The sequence below is a fragment of the Corynebacterium gottingense genome, assembly GCF_003693265.1.
GTDB classification, from domain to species: domain Bacteria; phylum Actinomycetota; class Actinomycetes; order Mycobacteriales; family Mycobacteriaceae; genus Corynebacterium; species Corynebacterium gottingense.
The window spans coordinates 41,641-58,504 of sequence record NZ_RDRE01000007.1; the positions used below are offsets into that span (position 1 = coordinate 41,641).

The 16,864-nt window shown below is 64.9% G+C and carries 14 protein-coding genes and 1 pseudogene; 7 read left to right on the forward strand and 8 right to left on the reverse strand.

What is annotated here, in order from left to right; all coding sequences use genetic code 11:
- Positions 1–9: 9 nt before the first annotated feature.
- A complete protein-coding gene (locus EAW56_RS05895) occupies positions 10–906 on the reverse strand; it encodes a cation diffusion facilitator family transporter (protein WP_122085636.1) in 897 nt (298 codons plus the stop codon).
- A 303-nt stretch (positions 907–1,209) separates the two neighbouring features.
- Here EAW56_RS05895 and EAW56_RS12855 point away from each other — a divergent pair, with 303 nt between their 5' ends.
- The gene (locus EAW56_RS12855; RefSeq protein ID WP_208636492.1) at positions 1,210–1,836 is read left to right on the forward strand and encodes a hypothetical protein; all 627 of its coding nucleotides are present in this window, start codon (positions 1,210–1,212) and stop codon (positions 1,834–1,836) included.
- Between the two features lie 100 nt (positions 1,837–1,936).
- Here EAW56_RS12855 and ilvC read toward each other — a convergent pair whose 3' ends face one another.
- The 3 genes from ilvC to EAW56_RS05915 form a co-directional block, all read right to left on the reverse strand.
- Positions 1,937–2,950 (reverse strand): ketol-acid reductoisomerase, encoded by a 1,014-nt coding sequence (ilvC, locus tag EAW56_RS05905; RefSeq protein ID WP_122085638.1) that lies wholly within the window; start codon positions 2,948–2,950, stop codon positions 1,937–1,939.
- A gap of 116 nt (positions 2,951–3,066) precedes the next feature.
- On the reverse strand, positions 3,067–3,585 hold the full coding sequence (gene ilvN / locus EAW56_RS05910) for an acetolactate synthase small subunit (RefSeq protein ID WP_095536910.1): 519 nt from the start codon (positions 3,583–3,585) through the stop codon (positions 3,067–3,069).
- A complete protein-coding gene (locus EAW56_RS05915) occupies positions 3,586–5,475 on the reverse strand; it encodes an acetolactate synthase large subunit (protein WP_122085639.1) in 1,890 nt (629 codons plus the stop codon).
- 315 nt (positions 5,476–5,790) lie between these two features.
- Between EAW56_RS05915 and EAW56_RS05920 the strand changes: the two genes are divergently transcribed.
- Complete coding sequence (locus EAW56_RS05920) at positions 5,791–7,350, forward strand: mechanosensitive ion channel family protein (RefSeq protein ID WP_122085641.1); 1,560 nt, start codon at positions 5,791–5,793, stop codon at positions 7,348–7,350.
- A gap of 516 nt (positions 7,351–7,866) precedes the next feature.
- On the opposite strand, the gene EAW56_RS05925 is transcribed toward EAW56_RS05920, so the two are convergent.
- Positions 7,867–8,553: a DUF305 domain-containing protein gene (locus tag EAW56_RS05925; protein WP_122085643.1), complete on the reverse strand. Its 687-nt coding sequence runs from the start codon at positions 8,551–8,553 to the stop codon at positions 7,867–7,869.
- A 37-nt stretch (positions 8,554–8,590) separates the two neighbouring features.
- Positions 8,591–10,699 carry a copper-translocating P-type ATPase gene (locus EAW56_RS05930; RefSeq protein ID WP_239216831.1) on the reverse strand — a complete coding sequence of 703 codons (2,109 nt, stop codon included), beginning with the start codon at positions 10,697–10,699 and terminating at the stop codon, positions 8,591–8,593.
- On the opposite strand from EAW56_RS05930, the gene EAW56_RS12995 reads away from it, so the two are divergent.
- Positions 10,625–10,885 (forward strand): hypothetical protein, encoded by a 261-nt coding sequence (locus EAW56_RS12995; protein ID WP_233126915.1) that lies wholly within the window; start codon positions 10,625–10,627, stop codon positions 10,883–10,885. The two genes, EAW56_RS05930 and EAW56_RS12995, sit on opposite strands and share 75 nt — an antisense overlap.
- 13 nt (positions 10,886–10,898) lie before the next feature.
- On the opposite strand, the gene EAW56_RS05935 is transcribed toward EAW56_RS12995, so the two are convergent.
- A complete protein-coding gene (locus tag EAW56_RS05935) occupies positions 10,899–11,225 on the reverse strand; it encodes a heavy-metal-associated domain-containing protein (protein WP_095553060.1) in 327 nt (108 codons plus the stop codon).
- 197 nt (positions 11,226–11,422) lie between these two features.
- Here EAW56_RS05935 and EAW56_RS05940 point away from each other — a divergent pair, with 197 nt between their 5' ends.
- From EAW56_RS05940 to ilvD, 4 genes and pseudogenes are all read left to right on the forward strand, one after another.
- Positions 11,423–12,904: a multicopper oxidase family protein gene (locus EAW56_RS05940; RefSeq protein WP_122085647.1), complete on the forward strand. Its 1,482-nt coding sequence runs from the start codon at positions 11,423–11,425 to the stop codon at positions 12,902–12,904.
- A 178-nt stretch (positions 12,905–13,082) separates the two neighbouring features.
- Positions 13,083–13,517 (forward strand): annotated as a pseudogene (locus tag EAW56_RS05945) (TlpA family protein disulfide reductase); the annotation flags it as partial.
- Between the two features lie 55 nt (positions 13,518–13,572).
- A complete protein-coding gene (locus EAW56_RS05950) occupies positions 13,573–14,091 on the forward strand; it encodes a PH domain-containing protein (protein WP_122085649.1) in 519 nt (172 codons plus the stop codon).
- A 62-nt stretch (positions 14,092–14,153) separates the two neighbouring features.
- Positions 14,154–15,992, forward strand: coding sequence for a dihydroxy-acid dehydratase (gene ilvD / locus EAW56_RS05955; RefSeq protein ID WP_122085650.1), 1,839 nt, complete (start codon positions 14,154–14,156; stop codon positions 15,990–15,992).
- On the opposite strand, the gene EAW56_RS05960 is transcribed toward ilvD, so the two are convergent.
- Positions 15,989–16,765: a DoxX family protein gene (locus tag EAW56_RS05960; protein WP_122085652.1), complete on the reverse strand. Its 777-nt coding sequence runs from the start codon at positions 16,763–16,765 to the stop codon at positions 15,989–15,991. The two genes, ilvD and EAW56_RS05960, sit on opposite strands and share 4 nt — an antisense overlap.
- Positions 16,766–16,864: the final 99 nt, after the last annotated feature.

Consider the following 16,864-nt stretch of genomic DNA (forward strand, 5'->3'; position numbering starts at 1 on the left):
AGAACGGAATCAGCAAACCTGCTCGTGCGATTCGTGCTCCGGGCGCTCGATCTGGATCGTGGAGTGCTCGATGCCCAGCTCGCGCAGGGCGTGCTGTACTGCATCTAGAAGCGGCCCACTATCCGTACCCGCCGCGCCGACCACGTGCACCGTAGCCAACACGTTCACGCCGTCGAGGCTCCAAAGGTGAAGGTCGTGGATGTCTGCAACCCCCGCGGTCGCTCGCAGCGCCTCCTCCACCTCGGCGGTGCGGAAACCCTCCGGGACCTGTTCGAGGAGCACGCCAGCAGATTGGCGCATCAGCTGCCACGCCCGCGGCAGCACGAGCGCGGCGATGATGAGCGAGGCCACGGCGTCCGCCACGGCCGCACCGGTTGCCATGACCACGATGCCCGCGACAATAACCGCGGCCGATCCCAGCAAGTCCACCAGCACGTGAAGGAACGCGCCGCGGACGTTGAGCGAGTCGCCGCGGTGACCGTGCAGCACCCACGCCGAGATGCCGTTGGCCGCAAAACCGATGACGGCGATGAGAAGCATGGTCTCGCCGTGCACGTCGGCGGGTGCGCGGAGGCGACGGATCGCCTCAACGACAATCCACACAGAGATCGCGAGCACGAGCACCGCGTTGACCAGCGCCGCGAGCACCTCCACACGCCGGTAGCCGTACGTTGCGTGGCGCGAGGCCTGTTTCCGCCCCACAAGCACCGCGAGAACGGCGATGATGAGCCCGGCGGCGTCGGAAAGCATGTGCATCGCGTCCGCCATGAGCGCCATGGACCCGGCGAGCCATCCCCCAACCAGCTCCGCAACGAAGACCGTGGCGGTGACGGCGAGCGCAACGAGGAGCGCGCGCAGCGGAGTATCGCTCGACGGGGCGTGATCGTGGTTGTGGTCGTGTGCCATAGCTCAACCCTAAGCTGCCACACAGTTAATGACAATTAAATGAAAACGGCTCCCGGTTTCAAAAAACACGCGGTGAGCAGGGCTCATTATCGACGCCACGCCCTGCCCACCCCACACAACCGTACAAGTTGCTGACTATTTGGGCGATGCCTCAACAACTTTTGCTACCGTTGATAGGCGCAATAGCACAATGGTCTCGAGCAGTGAGCCAATTTACGCAATGTTCATCCGCTCGCATGGGGCCACATACGAAAGGATACGACTATCACTTCCGCAAACCCGAACCCGAAGGATCCGAACCGCGTGGAGAAGGCCGCGAAGCACATCGGCGACCACGCACACGACGCAAAGGACAAGGTCGGCGAGACCTTCACCTCCGCAAAGGGCAAGGCTGGCGACGCTGTCGACGGCGTTCGCGGCACCGGCTCCACCACCGTGTCCAAGACTGAGGGCACCACGAAAGCAACCTCCGGCACCACTGTAGCCGACGCCGGCAACGGCGGTGGCGGCTGGTGGAAGTGGCTGCTCGGCCTGATCGTCGCAGCTCTGCTGGTCTGGCTGCTGATCAGCCTCTTCAGCGGCGGCAGCGACGACTCGGACGGCGCTGCCGTCACCGAGACCTCCACCGTTGCTACGGAGACCAGCAGCGAGACCGTCACCGCTGACCCGAGCGAGGACGCTACCGCGGGTGCCGGCGACGCAGCGGCTGACGCCACCGACAAGGCTGGCAATGCCGCAGGCGACGCAACCGACAAGGCTGGCGACCTCGCGGGTGACGCGAAGGACGCTGCAGGCGACGCGGCCGACAAGGCTGGCGAGGTTGCAGGCGACGCAACCGACAAGGCTGGCGACCTCGCGGGCGACGCGAAGGACGCTGCAGGCGACGCGGCCGACAAGGCTGGCGACGCTGTCTCCGGCGCCACCAACTAGTTCGTAGCGACAGAATCACGTCGCATACAACACCGCCCCAGCTCCTGGACTGACCAGGATGCTGGGGCGGTGTTTTTCGTGTGCGCCTTCGCGTGTGCGTTTACGCGGTCTCGTTCAGCGGGTTCTTCACCCAGGTCATCATGTCGCGCAGCTGCGCACCGGTCTTCTCAATTGGGTGCTCTGCAACCTTCGCGCGCAGGCCCTCGAGCTCCTTGTTGCCGCCTTCGACGTTGGCTACCAGGCGCTTGGTAAACTCGCCGGACTGAATGTCCTTCAGGATGTCGCGCATGCGATCTTTGGCACCCTCGTCGATCACGCGCGGGCCGGACAGGTAGCCGCCGAACTCTGCGGTGTCAGAGACGGAGTAGTTCATGTTGGCGATACCGCCCTCGTAGATGAGGTCCACGATCAGCTTCATCTCGTGCAGGCACTCGAAGTAGGCCATCTCCGGCTCGTAGCCGGCCTCGGTCAGCACCTCGAAACCCTTCATGATCAGGTCCTCCAGGCCGCCGCACAGGACTGCCTGCTCACCGAACAGGTCGGTGACGGTCTCCGCCTCGAACGTGGTCGGTATGACGCCCGCGCGTGCGCCGCCGATCGCGGCGGCGTAGGACAGCGCCAGCTCCTTGCCATTGCCGGTCGGGTCCTGCTCGACCGCGATCAGGCAGGGCACGCCCTTGCCGTCGACGTAGGTGCGGCGGACCAGGTGGCCCGGGCCCTTCGGCGCTACCATCGCAACAGTGATGGTGTTGGCCGGATCGATCAGCTTGAAGTGGATGTTCAGGCCGTGGCCGAAGAACAGGGCGTCGCCGTCCTTCAGGTTCGGCTCGATGTCCTTGCTAAAGATTTCTGCCTGCGAGGTATCCGGGGCCAGCAGCATGATCACGTCGGCCCACGCCGCGGCGTCCGCGTTGGTCTTGACCTCAAATCCGGCCTCCTGGGCCTTCGCGGCGGACTTGGAGCCCTCGCGCAGGCCGACGACCACCTCAACGCCGGACTCGCGCAGGTTCTGCGCGTGGGCGTGGCCCTGGGAGCCGTAGCCGATGATGGCGACCTTCTTGCCCTGGATGATGGACAGGTCCGCGTCGTTGTCGTACAGAACGTCAATTGCCATGAGTGAAACACTCACCTTTCCTATTATATGGGACAGCCATTTCATATTATGGCACAGATTTGGGTTGTGTGGGGATGTTGTGGCGTCGGCAAGCGATTGCTTCTTTACGCCACCGCCTACCCCTTCGTCGGCGCCATCGTCTTCGGGCCGCGGCTCAGCGCGACGTTGCCCGAGCGGACGAGCTCCTTGATGCCGAAGGTCTCCATCAGCTCGAGGAACGCCTTGAGTTTCTGGGAGGAGCCGGTGGCCTCGATGACCACGGACTCCGGCGACACGTCGACGATGTGGGCGCGGAAGATGTTCGCCGCGTCCACCACCTGCGGGCGGTTCTGGTTCGTCGTGGCCACCTTGACCAGCATGAGCTGGCGCGCGATCATCGAGTCGTCTTCCAGGCGCGCGACCTTGAGCACTTGAACCAGCTTGTGCAGCTGCTTCGTGATCTGCTCGATGGCGTACTCGGACGCGTCGACAACGATGGTCAAGCGGTTAATGCCCTCGGTCTCCGTCTTCGCCGACACGAGCGAAACCAGGTTGTAGCCGCGACGGGTAAACAGCGCGGTGACGCGGGTGATGATGCCGTCGACGTCCAGCACCAGCACCGACAGCGTGTTGCGAGAAATGGTTTGGTCAGACATCTACTTTGCCTCCTGGGTGGTGGTATCGGCAGCCTCTGTAGCTTCTACGGCCTCGATGGCCTCGTTGATCGCCTCCGGGGTCTCCCCTGCGGACTCCTCCATGTCGAAGAACGGGCGCATGCCCAGGGCGTACTGCATATCGGAATTCGACGCGCCGGCCGCGATCATCGGCCACACCTGCGCGTCCTCGCCGACGATGAACTCGACCACGACCGGGCGATCGTTGATCTCGCGCGCCTTCTGGATCGCGGGCACCACGTCCTCCTCCTTGGTCACGCGGATCGCTTCCGCGCCGAGCGCCTGCGACAGCTGCACAAAGTCCGGCACGTAGACTTCCTCCCCTCCGAGCTTGGTGTGGGAGTAGTGGCCGTCGTAAAACAGCGTCTGCCACTGGCGGACCATGCCGAGATTGCCGTTATTAATCAGCGCCACCTTGAACGGGAAGCCCTCCATCGCGGCGGTGGTGAGCTCCTGGTTGGTCATCTGGAAGCAGCCGTCGCCGTCAATCGCCCACACCTCTTTATCCGGGCAGGCGACCTTCGCGCCGAGGGCCGCGGGCACCGCGAAGCCCATCGTGCCGAGGCCGCCGGAGTTGATCCAGTGCCGCGGCTGTTCAAAGTCAACAAACTGGGCCGACCACATTTGGTGCTGCCCCACGCCCGAGACGTAGATCGCGTCCGGCCCCACCGTCTTCGACAGCGTTTCAATCACAAACTGCGGCGAGAGCTTTCCGTCGGACTGCGGGTCGTAGCCCCGCGGGAAGCGCCCCTTCAAGTCGTTGAGGCGCGCGAGCCAATTGCTTATCGACGGCGCAGCGTTCCTCTTCTCGTCCCTAAACGCATCGAACAGCTGGGACAGGACCTTCTTCGCGTCGCCGACGATCGGCACGTTCGCCTCGCGGATCTTGCCCACCTCGGCCGGGTCGATGTCGGCGTGGATGACCTTGGCGTAGGGGGCGAAGGTGCTGGTGTCGCCGGTGACGCGGTCATCGAAACGCGTGCCGATGGCAATGAGCAAGTCCGCCTCCTGCAGAGCGCCGACCGCGGGGACGGATCCGTGCATGCCCGGCATGCCCATGTACAGCGGGTGCGACTGCGGGAACGCGCCCAACGCCATGAGCGTGGTCACCACCGGGATGCCGGTGCGCTCCGCAAACGCGAGCAGCTCCTCGTGCGCGCCCGACTTCACCACGCCGCCGCCGATGTAGAGCACCGGGCGCTCCGAGGCGGCGATCAGCTTCGCCGCCTGCGCGATCTGCCGGTTGTGCGGCTTCGTGTTCGGCTTGTAGCCGGGCAGGTCCACTACCGGCGGCCACGCGAACTCGATCTCCGCGGCCTGCAGGTCCTTCGGAATGTCCACCAGGACCGGGCCCGGACGGCCCGTCGACGCGATGTGGTGCGCGGCGGCGATCGCCGCCGGGATGTCCTCGGCGCGGGTGACCATCAGGTTGTGCTTGGTAATCGGCATCGTGATGCCGCGAATGTCCGCCTCCTGGAAAGCGTCGGTGCCGATGAGCGGCGAGCCGACCTGGCCCGTAATCGCGATCATCGGGACGGAGTCCAGGTACGCGTCCGCGATCGCGGTGACCAGGTTCGTCGCGCCCGGGCCCGAGGTGGCCAGACACACGCCTACCTGGCCCGAGGCGACCGCGTACCCCTCCGCCGCGTGGCCGGCACCTTGCTCGTGGCGCACGAGCACGTGGCGCAGCTTCTCGGCCTGAAACAGGGCGTCGTAAAGCGGAAGGACCGCTCCCCCCGGCAACCCGAAGACGAACCGGGTGCCCAACTCCTCAAGACTTCGCACGACCGCGTCCGCGCCTGTGATTCGCTCCGGCTCGACGCTCGGCGCCGGTTGCGAGTTGCCGTCCGGCGCATTCGATGAAGCTGCCACGTTTCCAAACTCCTTGGGTCAATGTGTCGGTTGTGAGGGTGATCAAAACAAAAGCCCCCGGCGAGCACTTCTCGTGAGTGCTGTCGAGGGCGCTTGTGTCAGCGGCGTACGAAAACGAACCCGCTACGGCAAGCGCCGCGAGGGAATTCGTACTACTAGTCGCTGTGTGATCATGTGCGCTACGTTACACAGCCGGGCGGACTACCGCGCCGATTTCACTGATTAAAATTCACATCCCACTTTTTGGGAAGCCGCGCGAGTGTGACCGACGGCACCGTTCAGGCCCCCCTGCCCCGGACTAAACTCAAACAGACTATGCCGTTCACATATATTCTGCTCGGTTGGTGGCACTGGATCGCCGAAACCGGCATCAACCTCGCCCTCCTCTTCGTCCTCGCGCTGCTGGTGCCGCGCGCCGGCCGGTTTATTAACCGCTACTTCGAGCGCCAGGTCACGCGCACGACCGATGTGGACGAGGGCAAGAGCCGACTTGCCCTCGTCGGCGTGGCGGTCTACATCGGCGAAATCGTCGCCTACTTCCTCCTGCTCATCTTCGCGCTACAACAGATCGGCTTCTCGCTCGCCGGCGCCGCGATCCCCGCCACCGTCGTCTCCGCCGCCGTCGGCTTCGGCGCGCAGAGCATCATCGCGGACTTCCTCGCCGGCTTCTTCATCCTCACCGAAAAGCAGTACGGCGTGGGCGACTACGTCTCGTTCCAAGGCAGCGGGGTCGACATCGAGGGCGAAGTCATCCAGATCACCATGCGCGCGACGCAGATCCGCACCATCGAGCAGGCGACCGTCTCCATCCCGAACTCCACCGCCCGCGTGTGCATCAACCAATCCAACTACTGGTCCAACGCGATGGTGGTCATCCCCGTCCCGCTGCTCGGATCCCGCTCCGCCGACGAGGCCATCGCGCGCTCCGAACGCGCCGCGCGCCGCGCCCTCGCCCAGCCGGAAATCGCCGACACCGTCCGCGACGAGCTGCAGGTCCACCCCGCCGTCGGCATCGCACCGCCCGCCACCGTCGGCTCGCCCTGGACCGTGGACATGCGCTTCCTCGTGCGCGTCGACCCGCTAGCCCAGTGGATGGTCGAGCGCGCAATCCGCGTCGCCATCCTCGACGAATTCTGGAACGAGTACGGCTCCGCAACGACGCTCGACGGGACGCTTGTCGACGCCCCCGTCACCCCTCCAACCACGCATGACTCCGGCGTCAACCCGCCCGAGGCACCCTCTCCTGTTCGTCCTCCCGATGCACTGGATGCGACAGACACGACGGAAACACCAGCACCGTCGCCCTCCGCCGAAGCGACGAACAGCCCGACCCCTCCACACCCAGTAGACGATCCGGCCGCAGCACCCACCCGGTCTGACCCCGCTTCCTTCGCTGCCCACGGCGACAACGCGCGCACTGACGACGCCCCCAGCACCGATACAGGCAGCGACCACCGCACCTGGTTCTTCTCTTCGCCACAACGGGTACTCAACGGCATCATGCGAATGTCTACCCTCGTATTGCTGGCGATCTTCGGCGTCCTCTTGCTCATCCGTGGCTTCATGGTGCAACCGGGCGAAGAAAGCGAGGCAAACAGCGGCTTCCTCGCACCTCCCGCCCGCACCACCGCGCAGACGACCGAGACCGTGCCGGACGCTGAGGACGTCGCCCCCACCTACGAGCAAACCGAACCGGAGTTTACTGCCCCAGCCCAGCCCACCACTGAGGCCCAACAGTCCACTGAGCACACACCTTTGGAAACCTCGAGCTCAGACGAAACCGTCCGAAGCAGCGACGCGCTTCAGAGCCCGACCGCCTCTGAGTCTGCACTCCCACAGGTCACTGAGTCCGCAACGCTCTCCACCGAGCCTTAAAACGACCGTCCTCTGCTGAAAAGCCCCAAACTGTATTAGACGTTGGAAACAGGGGCTCGGTTCTGTTTCGGGGCGATATTGGAATACTTCTCACACTTTGCCGTTTTCCCTGGTCATGGGGTGCTTGTTGCGGTTATTGTGTGGGGCATGGACTACATTGACGCGCTTGTTACCGCCGACAGGAACGGCATCTCCATCATTGCCGATGCCGCCGGCGCAAGCGTTGATGCGCTCAGCTCTCGCGGGTGAGACCAGGACCGTGCCGAGCACTTGGTGGATACGGCCGGGGTGTTTTACGGCCGTGTGAGTATCGGACAATAATGCGTAGTCCTCCAAGGGTCTGGACACAGGAGCTCTCCCCTTTGCTCAGTGGTGCGACCAGAAGGAGAAGAAACATCCACCCCGGTGCACCCGCTGCGGTGACAACGACCCATCGCCCGCAGCAGGTGGCAATCGTCACGGTTACCCTTCTTTTTCAGATTCCTGTCCTCGGGGTCAGAAAAAGACGGGGACCTGTCATAGGTCAGTGAGCATCTGCTGCATCTGAGCGATCTCGGCCTCCTGGTCGTTGATAATTTGTTCGGCCAGGGTGATCGCATGGGGATTCTGGCCGTCAGCAACCTCGTCACGGGCCATGTCGACCGCACCTTCGTGGTGGGCGGTCATCTGCTCCAGGTAGAGGCGGGCGGCCTCGGTGCCCTGGGCTTCCTCAAGGGCTGTCATGTCCTCCTGGCTCATCATCCCGCTCATGCCACCCATCTCGCCGTGATCCATTCCACCCATCTCGTCCATGGTTCCCATGCCCCCAGAGTCGGTGACCGGCTGCTGGCCCCAGGCCTCGAGCATGGCGGTCATCCGGTCAATCTCCGGTCCCTGGGCGTCAATAACCCCCTGGACAAACTCCACGACCTGGACGGGGATACCCTCCTTGGCCAGGAGCATCTCACTCATCTCCACGGCCTGCTGGTGATGGGAGATCATCATCTGGGCAAACATGATGTCCGCGTCGTTGTGATCGGCGGAGATCTCCCCGTCCGCATCAGTCGTCGCCGTGGTGGTCTTGGTCGTCTCAGCGGTAGTCGTCGCAGTGCTGGTGGCCGAGGTGGTGGCGTCGGTGTTGCTCGACTCGGTGGCCTCACCGCAGGCGGCCAGCGCCAGGGTGGAGGCCACGGCGAGAGCGGAAAGAACAAGGGTGCGCTTCATGGTGGAGCCCTTTCAGGGTCATATGGGGTCTGGTGGATCAGTGGACGGCGGTGGATTTCGGAGTAGGCGTGGTGTGTTCCTCCTTCGACTCGGTGGGAGCCAGGTGGGCCGGGTCCAGATCAATCCGGCGCAACAGCTGGGCGTTCAGGGCCACCACGATGGTCGAGGCAGACATCAAGATCGCGCCCACGGCCGGGGACAGCACGAACCCGATCGAGGCGAGCACTCCGGCGGCCAGCGGCACGGCGAGGATGTTGTAGCCAGAGGCCCAGATCAGGTTCTGGATCATCTTGCGGTAGCTGGCCTGGGACAGCTCAATCATCGACAGCACTGCCCGCGGGTCATCACTGGCTAGGACCACCCCGGCAGATTCCATGGCCACATCCGTGCCGGCACCGATGGCGATACCGACCTCCGCGCGGGTCAGAGCGGGGGCGTCATTGACACCGTCACCGACCATGGCCACGCTCAAACCCCGGTCCTGCAGCTGCATGACCTTGGTGTCTTTGTCCTGGGGCAGGACCTCGGCGAAGACCTCATCGATCCCCAGGTCCTGGCCAACCGCCTGGGCCACCTGCTGGGCGTCACCGGTGATCATCGCGACCTTCACCCCGCGGTCCTGCAGGGCTTTCACGGCGGCGCGAGATTCGGGGCGGATCTTGTCCTCGACGGCCACCGCACCGATGATCTGACCGTCGCGAACTATATGGAGCACACCGGCCCCACGCCCGGTCCAGGCGCTGGTGGTGTCGGTGAGCTCGGCCGGGGTAGTGAGGTTGAACTCGCGCAGCATGTTCGGCCCGCCCACGAGGATCTCAGCGCCATCGACAGTGGCCCGGACCCCCCGGCCGGAGGCGGCGCTGAAACCAGTTGCACGCATTTGCTGACGGGAGGCCTCGGGATGGGCGGCCGCGGCCGCCACGATGGCGCGGGCCACGGGGTGCTCACTGTCGGCCTCCGCGGCGGCGGCCAGGGCCAGCAGCTCGCCCTCGGTGACGCCGCCAGCTGCCGCGACACCGGTGACCGCGTGCGCACCCTCGGTCAGGGTGCCGGTTTTGTCGAAGAGCACCACGTCGATGGTGCGCATCCGCTCGAGCGTCATCCGGTCCTTGATGAGCACCCCGGATTTCGCGGCCCGCTCGCTGGAGATCGCAATGACCAGCGGAATCGCCAGGCCCAAGGCATGCGGGCAGGCGATGACCAGCACCGTGACCGTGCGCACCACGGCATCGTCCGGGCTGCCGATAATGGTCCACACCACCGCGGTGATCAGAGCGGAGATCAGCGCGAACCAGAACAACAACGCCGCCGCCCGATCCGCCAGGGCCTGGGCCCGGGAGGAGGACTCCTGGGCGTCGGCAACCATGCGTTGGATCCCGGCCAGGGCGGTGTCCCCGCCTGTAGCCTCCACCCGGATGCGGACGGTGTTGTCGGTGGCCACGGTACCGGCGACCACCTTGTCACCGGTGTCGCGGAAGACGGGACGGGATTCGCCGGTGATCATCGCCTCATCGAATTCGGCGGCTCCGTCGATGATGGTTCCGTCGGCCGGCACCCGGGCACCGGCCCTCACCAGCACGACGTCGTCGACGACCAGCTCGGAGATGGCCACGGTGCGGGTGGTCCCGTCGATGACTTTCTCGGCCTCATCCGGCAGCAGGGCAGCCAGCGCGTCAAGCGCGGAGGACGCGGCCCCGAGAGCAGACATCTCCAGCCAGTGGCCCAGCAGCATGATGGTCACCAGCAGGGCCAGCTCCCACCAGAAGTCCAGCTCAAAACCGCCCAGCCCCAGAGTGGTGACCCAGGAGGCGACAAACGCCACGGTGATGGCCATGGCGATCAGGAGCATCATCCCGGGTTGGCGGGATTTCAGTTCTTTCCATCCGCCCTTGAGGAAAGGCGTTCCGCCGTAGACGAAGATGATCGTGCCCAGCACCGGGGGGATCCAGGTGGATCCGGGGAATGCCGGGAGGTGGTAGCCAAGCAGGTTGGCGACCATGGGGCTGAAAATAACGACGGGAATGGACAGAATCAGCGACCACCAGAAGCGGTCCCGAAACATTGCGGTGCTGTGTCCGGCGTGTTCGCCGTGACCATGAACGTGGTGGTCGTCGTCCAGGGCGGAATGCGGGTGATCGTGGGGCATCGCCTGGCCGTGGGTGTCGGCATCTGCGTGGTGTTCGTGGCTGGCATGGTGGTGTTCATGGCTTGCATGATCCGGGTGGTAGGTGTGGTCTGTTTCCGGAGCAGGGTGATCACCATGGTGATCGCCGGAATGGTGGGGAGTGCTCATGACGTTCCTTTCCACTCAACCCGGTCGGGGTCGAGATGACGGGTAAAACTGATCAGGATAAGACGGTGTAGCCGGCGTCCTCGATGGCCCGGCGAACCATCTCCGGAGGTACGACACCGGTGACCGTGACGGTGGAAACTCCACCAGCAGCGAGATCAACCTGGACGTCGTCGACCTGGGGAAGGGCCTGAAGGGCCTGGGTCACACTTTTCGCGCAGTGCCCGCAGGTCAGGCCGGTGACCTGGTAGCTAGGGGTAGATCCTCCTGCTGACGAGTCGCCGGTGGCAGGGCTGGAGGCGGTGTCGGCGCGTGAGGCAGGTCCGCAACAGCTGCAGCCGTGGGAGGCCATGGGCAAGAGGCGGGGCTGGGAGGTGATCATGGGAAAGCTCCTTCGGTTCGGTGGGGTGAGGCGATGCCGCCCTTTATCGTATACCCCCCTGGGGTATATTTCCCTAGCGTATACCCCACCAGGGTATATTTTCAAGGAGTGGAGGGCACGGCTCTCACGCGGGGCTGGGTCCTCACCTGCGCCTGTCTCCCGTGTCACTGAAATCTTGCACCAAGAAAGGTTAAATGATGATGAACGCGTATTCCCGACGACAGATTCTGCTCGGCGGGCTCGCCCTCGCCGGCACCGGGGCCGTGGCCGCCTGCACCAGCGATCCTGGACCCACTGCCTCGGCACCAAGTCCCTCCCTTCGCCCCACTCCCACCCCCACTGCGCTCGGTGAGCCGACGGTGCGCCGGAAACTGACCGCCCGGCCCCTCTCGCTGGATATCGGCGGCATCGAAGCCAAGACGTGGGGATACGTCTCTGACACCGGGGATGCGGCCATTGAGGCCACCGCCGGCGACGTCCTCCAGGTCGATATCACCAATGAACTGCCTGAGAGCACCTCCATCCACTGGCATGGCATCGCACTCCACAACGCAGCCGACGGTGTGCCCGGCATGACCCAGGACCCCATTGAACCTGGCGAGTCTTTCTCCTATGTTTTTGAAGCCCCCCACGGTGGCACCTACTTCTACCATTCTCACACCGGCCTGCAGCTTGATCGCGGCCTCCACGCCCCACTGATCATCCGTGACCCGCAAGACGCTGAGGACCACGACGTCGAGTGGACCATCGTGCTCGACGACTGGGTCGATGGCATTCAGGGCACTCCCGAAGATGAGCTCGACAAGCTCACCGGAATGGGTTCGGGCGACCATAACGGGAGGATGGGAATGGGAGGTCACGGCCAGATGATGCACGGCACCCCGGACCGGGTACTGGGCGGGGATGCCGGCGATGTGATGTATCCGCACTACCTCATCAACGGACGTATCCCCCGCGCTCACCGGACCTTCGAGGCTCGCCCGGGCGACAAGGCCCGCCTGCGGTTTATCAACTCCGGCGGTGACACCATCTTCAAGGTGGCCCTCGGTGGTCACCGCATGACCGTCACCCACACCGACGGCTTCCCTGTCCAGCCCTCGGAGACCGAATCGATCTACCTGTCGATGGGCGAGCGTGTCGACGTCGAGGTCATCCTCGACGACGGCATCTTCCCGCTCACGGCTTTGGCGGTGGGTAAGGACGACCGCGCCTTCGCCGTCATCCGCACCGCCGGCGGCCAGGCCCCCAACCCCGATGTCGACTTCCCCGAGTTGTCGTCCACCGGACTGCTTCTGTCCTCCCTGAAGCCAGCGGACCGTGCACTCCTGCCCGAGGGCACACCAGACCGAGAAGTCAGCATCGACCTGGGCGGGCAGATGATGCCGTATGAATGGAGCATTCTCACCGACGGCCAATCCTCCTCCGCAACCGTGCAGGAGGGCCAGCGCCTGCGACTGGTCATGCGCAACAGGACCATGATGCCCCATCCCATGCACATCCACGGCCACACGTGGGCGCTGCCCGGCAGCGGCGGGCTACGCAAGGACACCGTCCTTCTCCGCCACGGTGAAACCATGGTCGCCGACATGATCGCTGACAACCCCGGTGAGTGGGCATTTCACTGCCATAACGCCTATCACATGGAAACCGGGATGTTCAGCTCGCTTCGCTACGAGTAACCCCCACAGCAGGATTGAGTGCCGAGGTGGGCAGAGTCGCTGCAGACCACCCGCCGGGCAGCACGATGAGCTTCCTCGGTGTTGTGGTCTTCCGGGACAACCAGAACACCGTCCTCTTCCCCACCGCCCCGGAATAAGGAAATCTAATCGATGCCGAGCACACCCCCGTAGAGCCGCCATCGCGGTTGTCGCGGTACTCACCGCCGTAACCCTGGTGGCCTGTTCCTCAGGCGACGGCGCCCGAAACGCCGTCGCCGTCGGGGGCACCTTCCAGTACCACTCACCAGGAGGCCAAACCGAGATTATCTGCGTAAAGGAGGAACGTGCCCCGCTGCCGGATTTCTCCGGCCCGTCGCTGATGGAGAAGGGTGATGAGATAAGCCTGTCTGATTTTGAAGGCGAGGTCGTCGTCCTCAACGCTTAGGGCCAGTGGTATGCACCGTGTCAGGCGGAAGTCGATGACCTGCAGCTTGTCCAGGAGACTCTCGATCCCCTCGGCGGCACGGTGCTAGGCATCAACGTCCGTGACTACAACCAGACCATCGCCCAGGACTTCAAACTCGACAACGCGGTGACCTATCTCTCGATCTACGACCCGCCGTTTCGTATCGCTACGCACCCGCGCACCAATCGCCGCGTCCAGCCTCGCGCCGACTAGCATGTTGTGCATGACTGAGCAGCCTGATCATCAGCCGAAGGTTTTTCGTCCGTCTCGCGAGCACATCATTGGTATTGTCCTCATGATTGGTATCGCGTTGATTGGTATTTCGTGGGCGCCGTTGGCGTTGGGGTGGTTGCTGCTGTTCCCGATCGGGTGGATTGTGTGGGTGCTTTCGTCTTCAACCACTGTCGATGAGCGTGGCATCGCACTGCGTTATGTCGTACGACCGAATACGCGCATCGCTTGGGATGAGCTCGAGGGGATCGGGTTTAAGGGTGCGCGCGCGATGGCGACGACCACCTCCGGCAAGGAGTACCCCATGCCCGGCGTGACTTTTAATTCACTGCCAGAGCTCGCGGAGGCGTCGCGCGGACGAATAACGGACGTGATCACGGGCGCGCAGGAGGCTGCGGACGGCAAGTACGAGATCATCGACAAGGACAACCACCACGTTCTGCTGTCGCGCGAAGAGTATGAGGAGTACCTTAAGTCTCACCCTGATACGCCGGGCCCGCGTCCGAGCTAGCGCCCTTTCGCTTATCGACGCCCCCGTGCCCCCACCCCATCCCTCGTCGTAAGGAGCTTTTCGTGATTCCCCTTCGCTCGCGCGTGACCACTGTTGGCCGCCAAGCCGCCGGTGCCCGCGCCCTCTGGCGCGCAACTGGCACGGAGGAAAGCGAGTTTGGCAAGCCGATCGTCGCGATCGTCAATTCGTACACGCAGTTCGTGCCGGGCCACGTGCATCTCAAGCACATCGGCGACATCGTCGCGGACGCGGTGCGCAAGGCGGGCGGCGTGCCGAAGGAGTTCAACACGATCGCCGTCGACGACGGCATCGCGATGGGCCACTCGGGCATGCTGTATTCGCTGCCGAGCCGCGAGATCATCTCAGACTCGGTGGAGTACATGGTCAACGCGCACACCGCCGACGCGATGGTGTGCATTTCCAACTGCGACAAGATCACCCCGGGCATGCTCAACGCCGCGATGCGCCTGAACATCCCCGCGGTTTTCGTCTCCGGCGGCCCGATGGAGGCCGGCAAGGCGTTCGCGGTCGACGGTGTGACCAAGCCGAAGTCGGATCTCATCGACGCCATCGCGCTCTCCGCCAACGACGCGGTCTCCGACGAGCAGCTCGACGACATCGCCAACGGCGCCTGCCCCACCTGCGGTTCCTGCTCCGGCATGTTTACCGCCAACTCCATGAACTGCCTCACCGAGGCCCTCGGCCTCTCGCTGCCGGGCAACGGCACGACGCTGGCCACCCACACCGCCCGCCGCGACCTGTTCACCAAGGCCGGCGAGATGATCGTCGAGATGTGCAAGCGCTACTACGGCAACGGCGACGAGCGCGTCCTGCCCCGCAACATCGCTACGAAGCACGCGTTCCGCAACGCGATGGCCCTGGATATGGCGATGGGCGGCTCGACCAACACGATCCTGCACATCCTCGCCGCCGCGCAGGAGGGCGAGGTCGACTTCGACCTCACCGACATCGACGAGCTCTCCCACGTCATCCCCTGTCTGTCCAAGGTCGCGCCGAACGGCGAGGCACACGTCGAGGATGTGCACCGCGCCGGCGGCATCCCCGCCATCCTCGGCGAGCTGCACCGCGGGGGCCTGTTGCTTGACGACGTCCACTCGGTCGCCTACAACTCCCTCACCGAATGGCTCGGCGACTGGGACATTCGCGGCGACCACCCGCTCGACGAGGCCGTCGAGCTCTACCACGCAGCCCCGGGCGGCAACCGCACCACCGAGGCGTTCTCGCAGTCGGCCCGCTGGGACTGCCTTGACACCGACTCCGCCAACGGCGTGATCCACGACCTGGAGCACCCCATCACCTCCGACGGCGGCCTGGTCGTCCTGCGCGGCAACCTCGCCCCGGACGGCGCGATCCTCAAGACCGCGGGCGTCGAGGAAGGGCTCTGGGAGTTCACCGGCCCGGCTCGCGTGGTCGACTCGCAGGAGCAGGCGGTATCTATGATTCTGAACCGCGAGGTGCTCGAGGGCGAGGTCGTCGTGATCCGCTACGAGGGCCCGTCGGGCGGCCCGGGTATGCAGGAGATGCTGCACCCGACGTCCTTCCTCAAGGGCGCTGGTCTGGGGAAGAAGTGCGCGCTGATCACCGACGGCCGCTTCTCCGGCGGCACCTCTGGCCTGTCCATCGGCCACATCTCCCCCGAGGCTGCGCACGGCGGCCTGATCGGCCTGATTGAGAACGGCGACACCATCGCCATTTCGGTGGCGAACCGCGAGCTGAAGTTGGACGTGCCGGAGGCGGAGTTGCAGAAGCGTCGAGAAGCGATGGAGGCGTCGGAGCGCCCCTGGACGCCGAACCGCGTCCGAGAGGTGTCGAAGGCGCTGCGCGCCTACGCAAAGATGGCGACCAGCGCCGACAAAGGCGCGGTCCGCCAGGTGGATTAGTTCGCGAGCGGGTTCACGCCGGTGCCGAACCACCAGATCAACCCGGCGGCGACCACGCCGAGCAGCGCGCAGATCCAGCTCCACGCGATGGGGCGGCGCGCCCACGAACGGGTGGCGTCCACCCCGTAGAAGCCTGGGCCGGTGAATTGCTGGCCCAGTGCCAGGCCGAGCAGGATGATCGGCAGCCACGCCTCGGCGCCCCAGGCGAAGACGTTCCAGGAGTCGGTGGCGTCGACGATGCCGTGCACCGCCATGAACCCCGTCACGGCGACCGCCACCATCGACGCGATCGGCGAGAGCAGGCCGAGCACAAGGAAGACGCCGGCGGCGAGCTGCAGGATCGGCACCACGATGGCCAGGCCGTCGCCGTACGCGTAGTCGCCGAACGCGTCGCGCAGCCCGGAGATGCCGTCGGAGCCACCGAGACGGAAGAGCGTGGTCACGGACGCGACGATGAGCCAGCCGCCGAGCAAGAGGCGCAGCAACAGCAGCCCGAAGTCAATGGTGCCGCGCTTCGCCCGCGGCTCCTCGACGCGCACCGGCTCCGGCTCGGCCACAGCTGGGGTCGGGTCGAGGTGTACGGTCTCGGTCGGCGATTCGGGGAACACCTCGGTCGGCGCAGCCTTGCCGGTCAGCGTCGCGGGCTGTTCGCTTGTCGACGCCCCCACCGCCGTACTCCCGGCAGTGTCCTCATTGCCGAGCGGCGCGTACGGCAGACCGTCGAGCGGATCGAAATCATCAGGAGTGACGTCGCGTGCGTTCTTCTTGTCCATGCCTGTAAATCTATGCCACGCACCCCACCGCCGCTGGCAATGTCCTCGGCGTGCCCCCGCAAATCTTGGTTGACACGTCACTGTCTCGCGTGGATACTC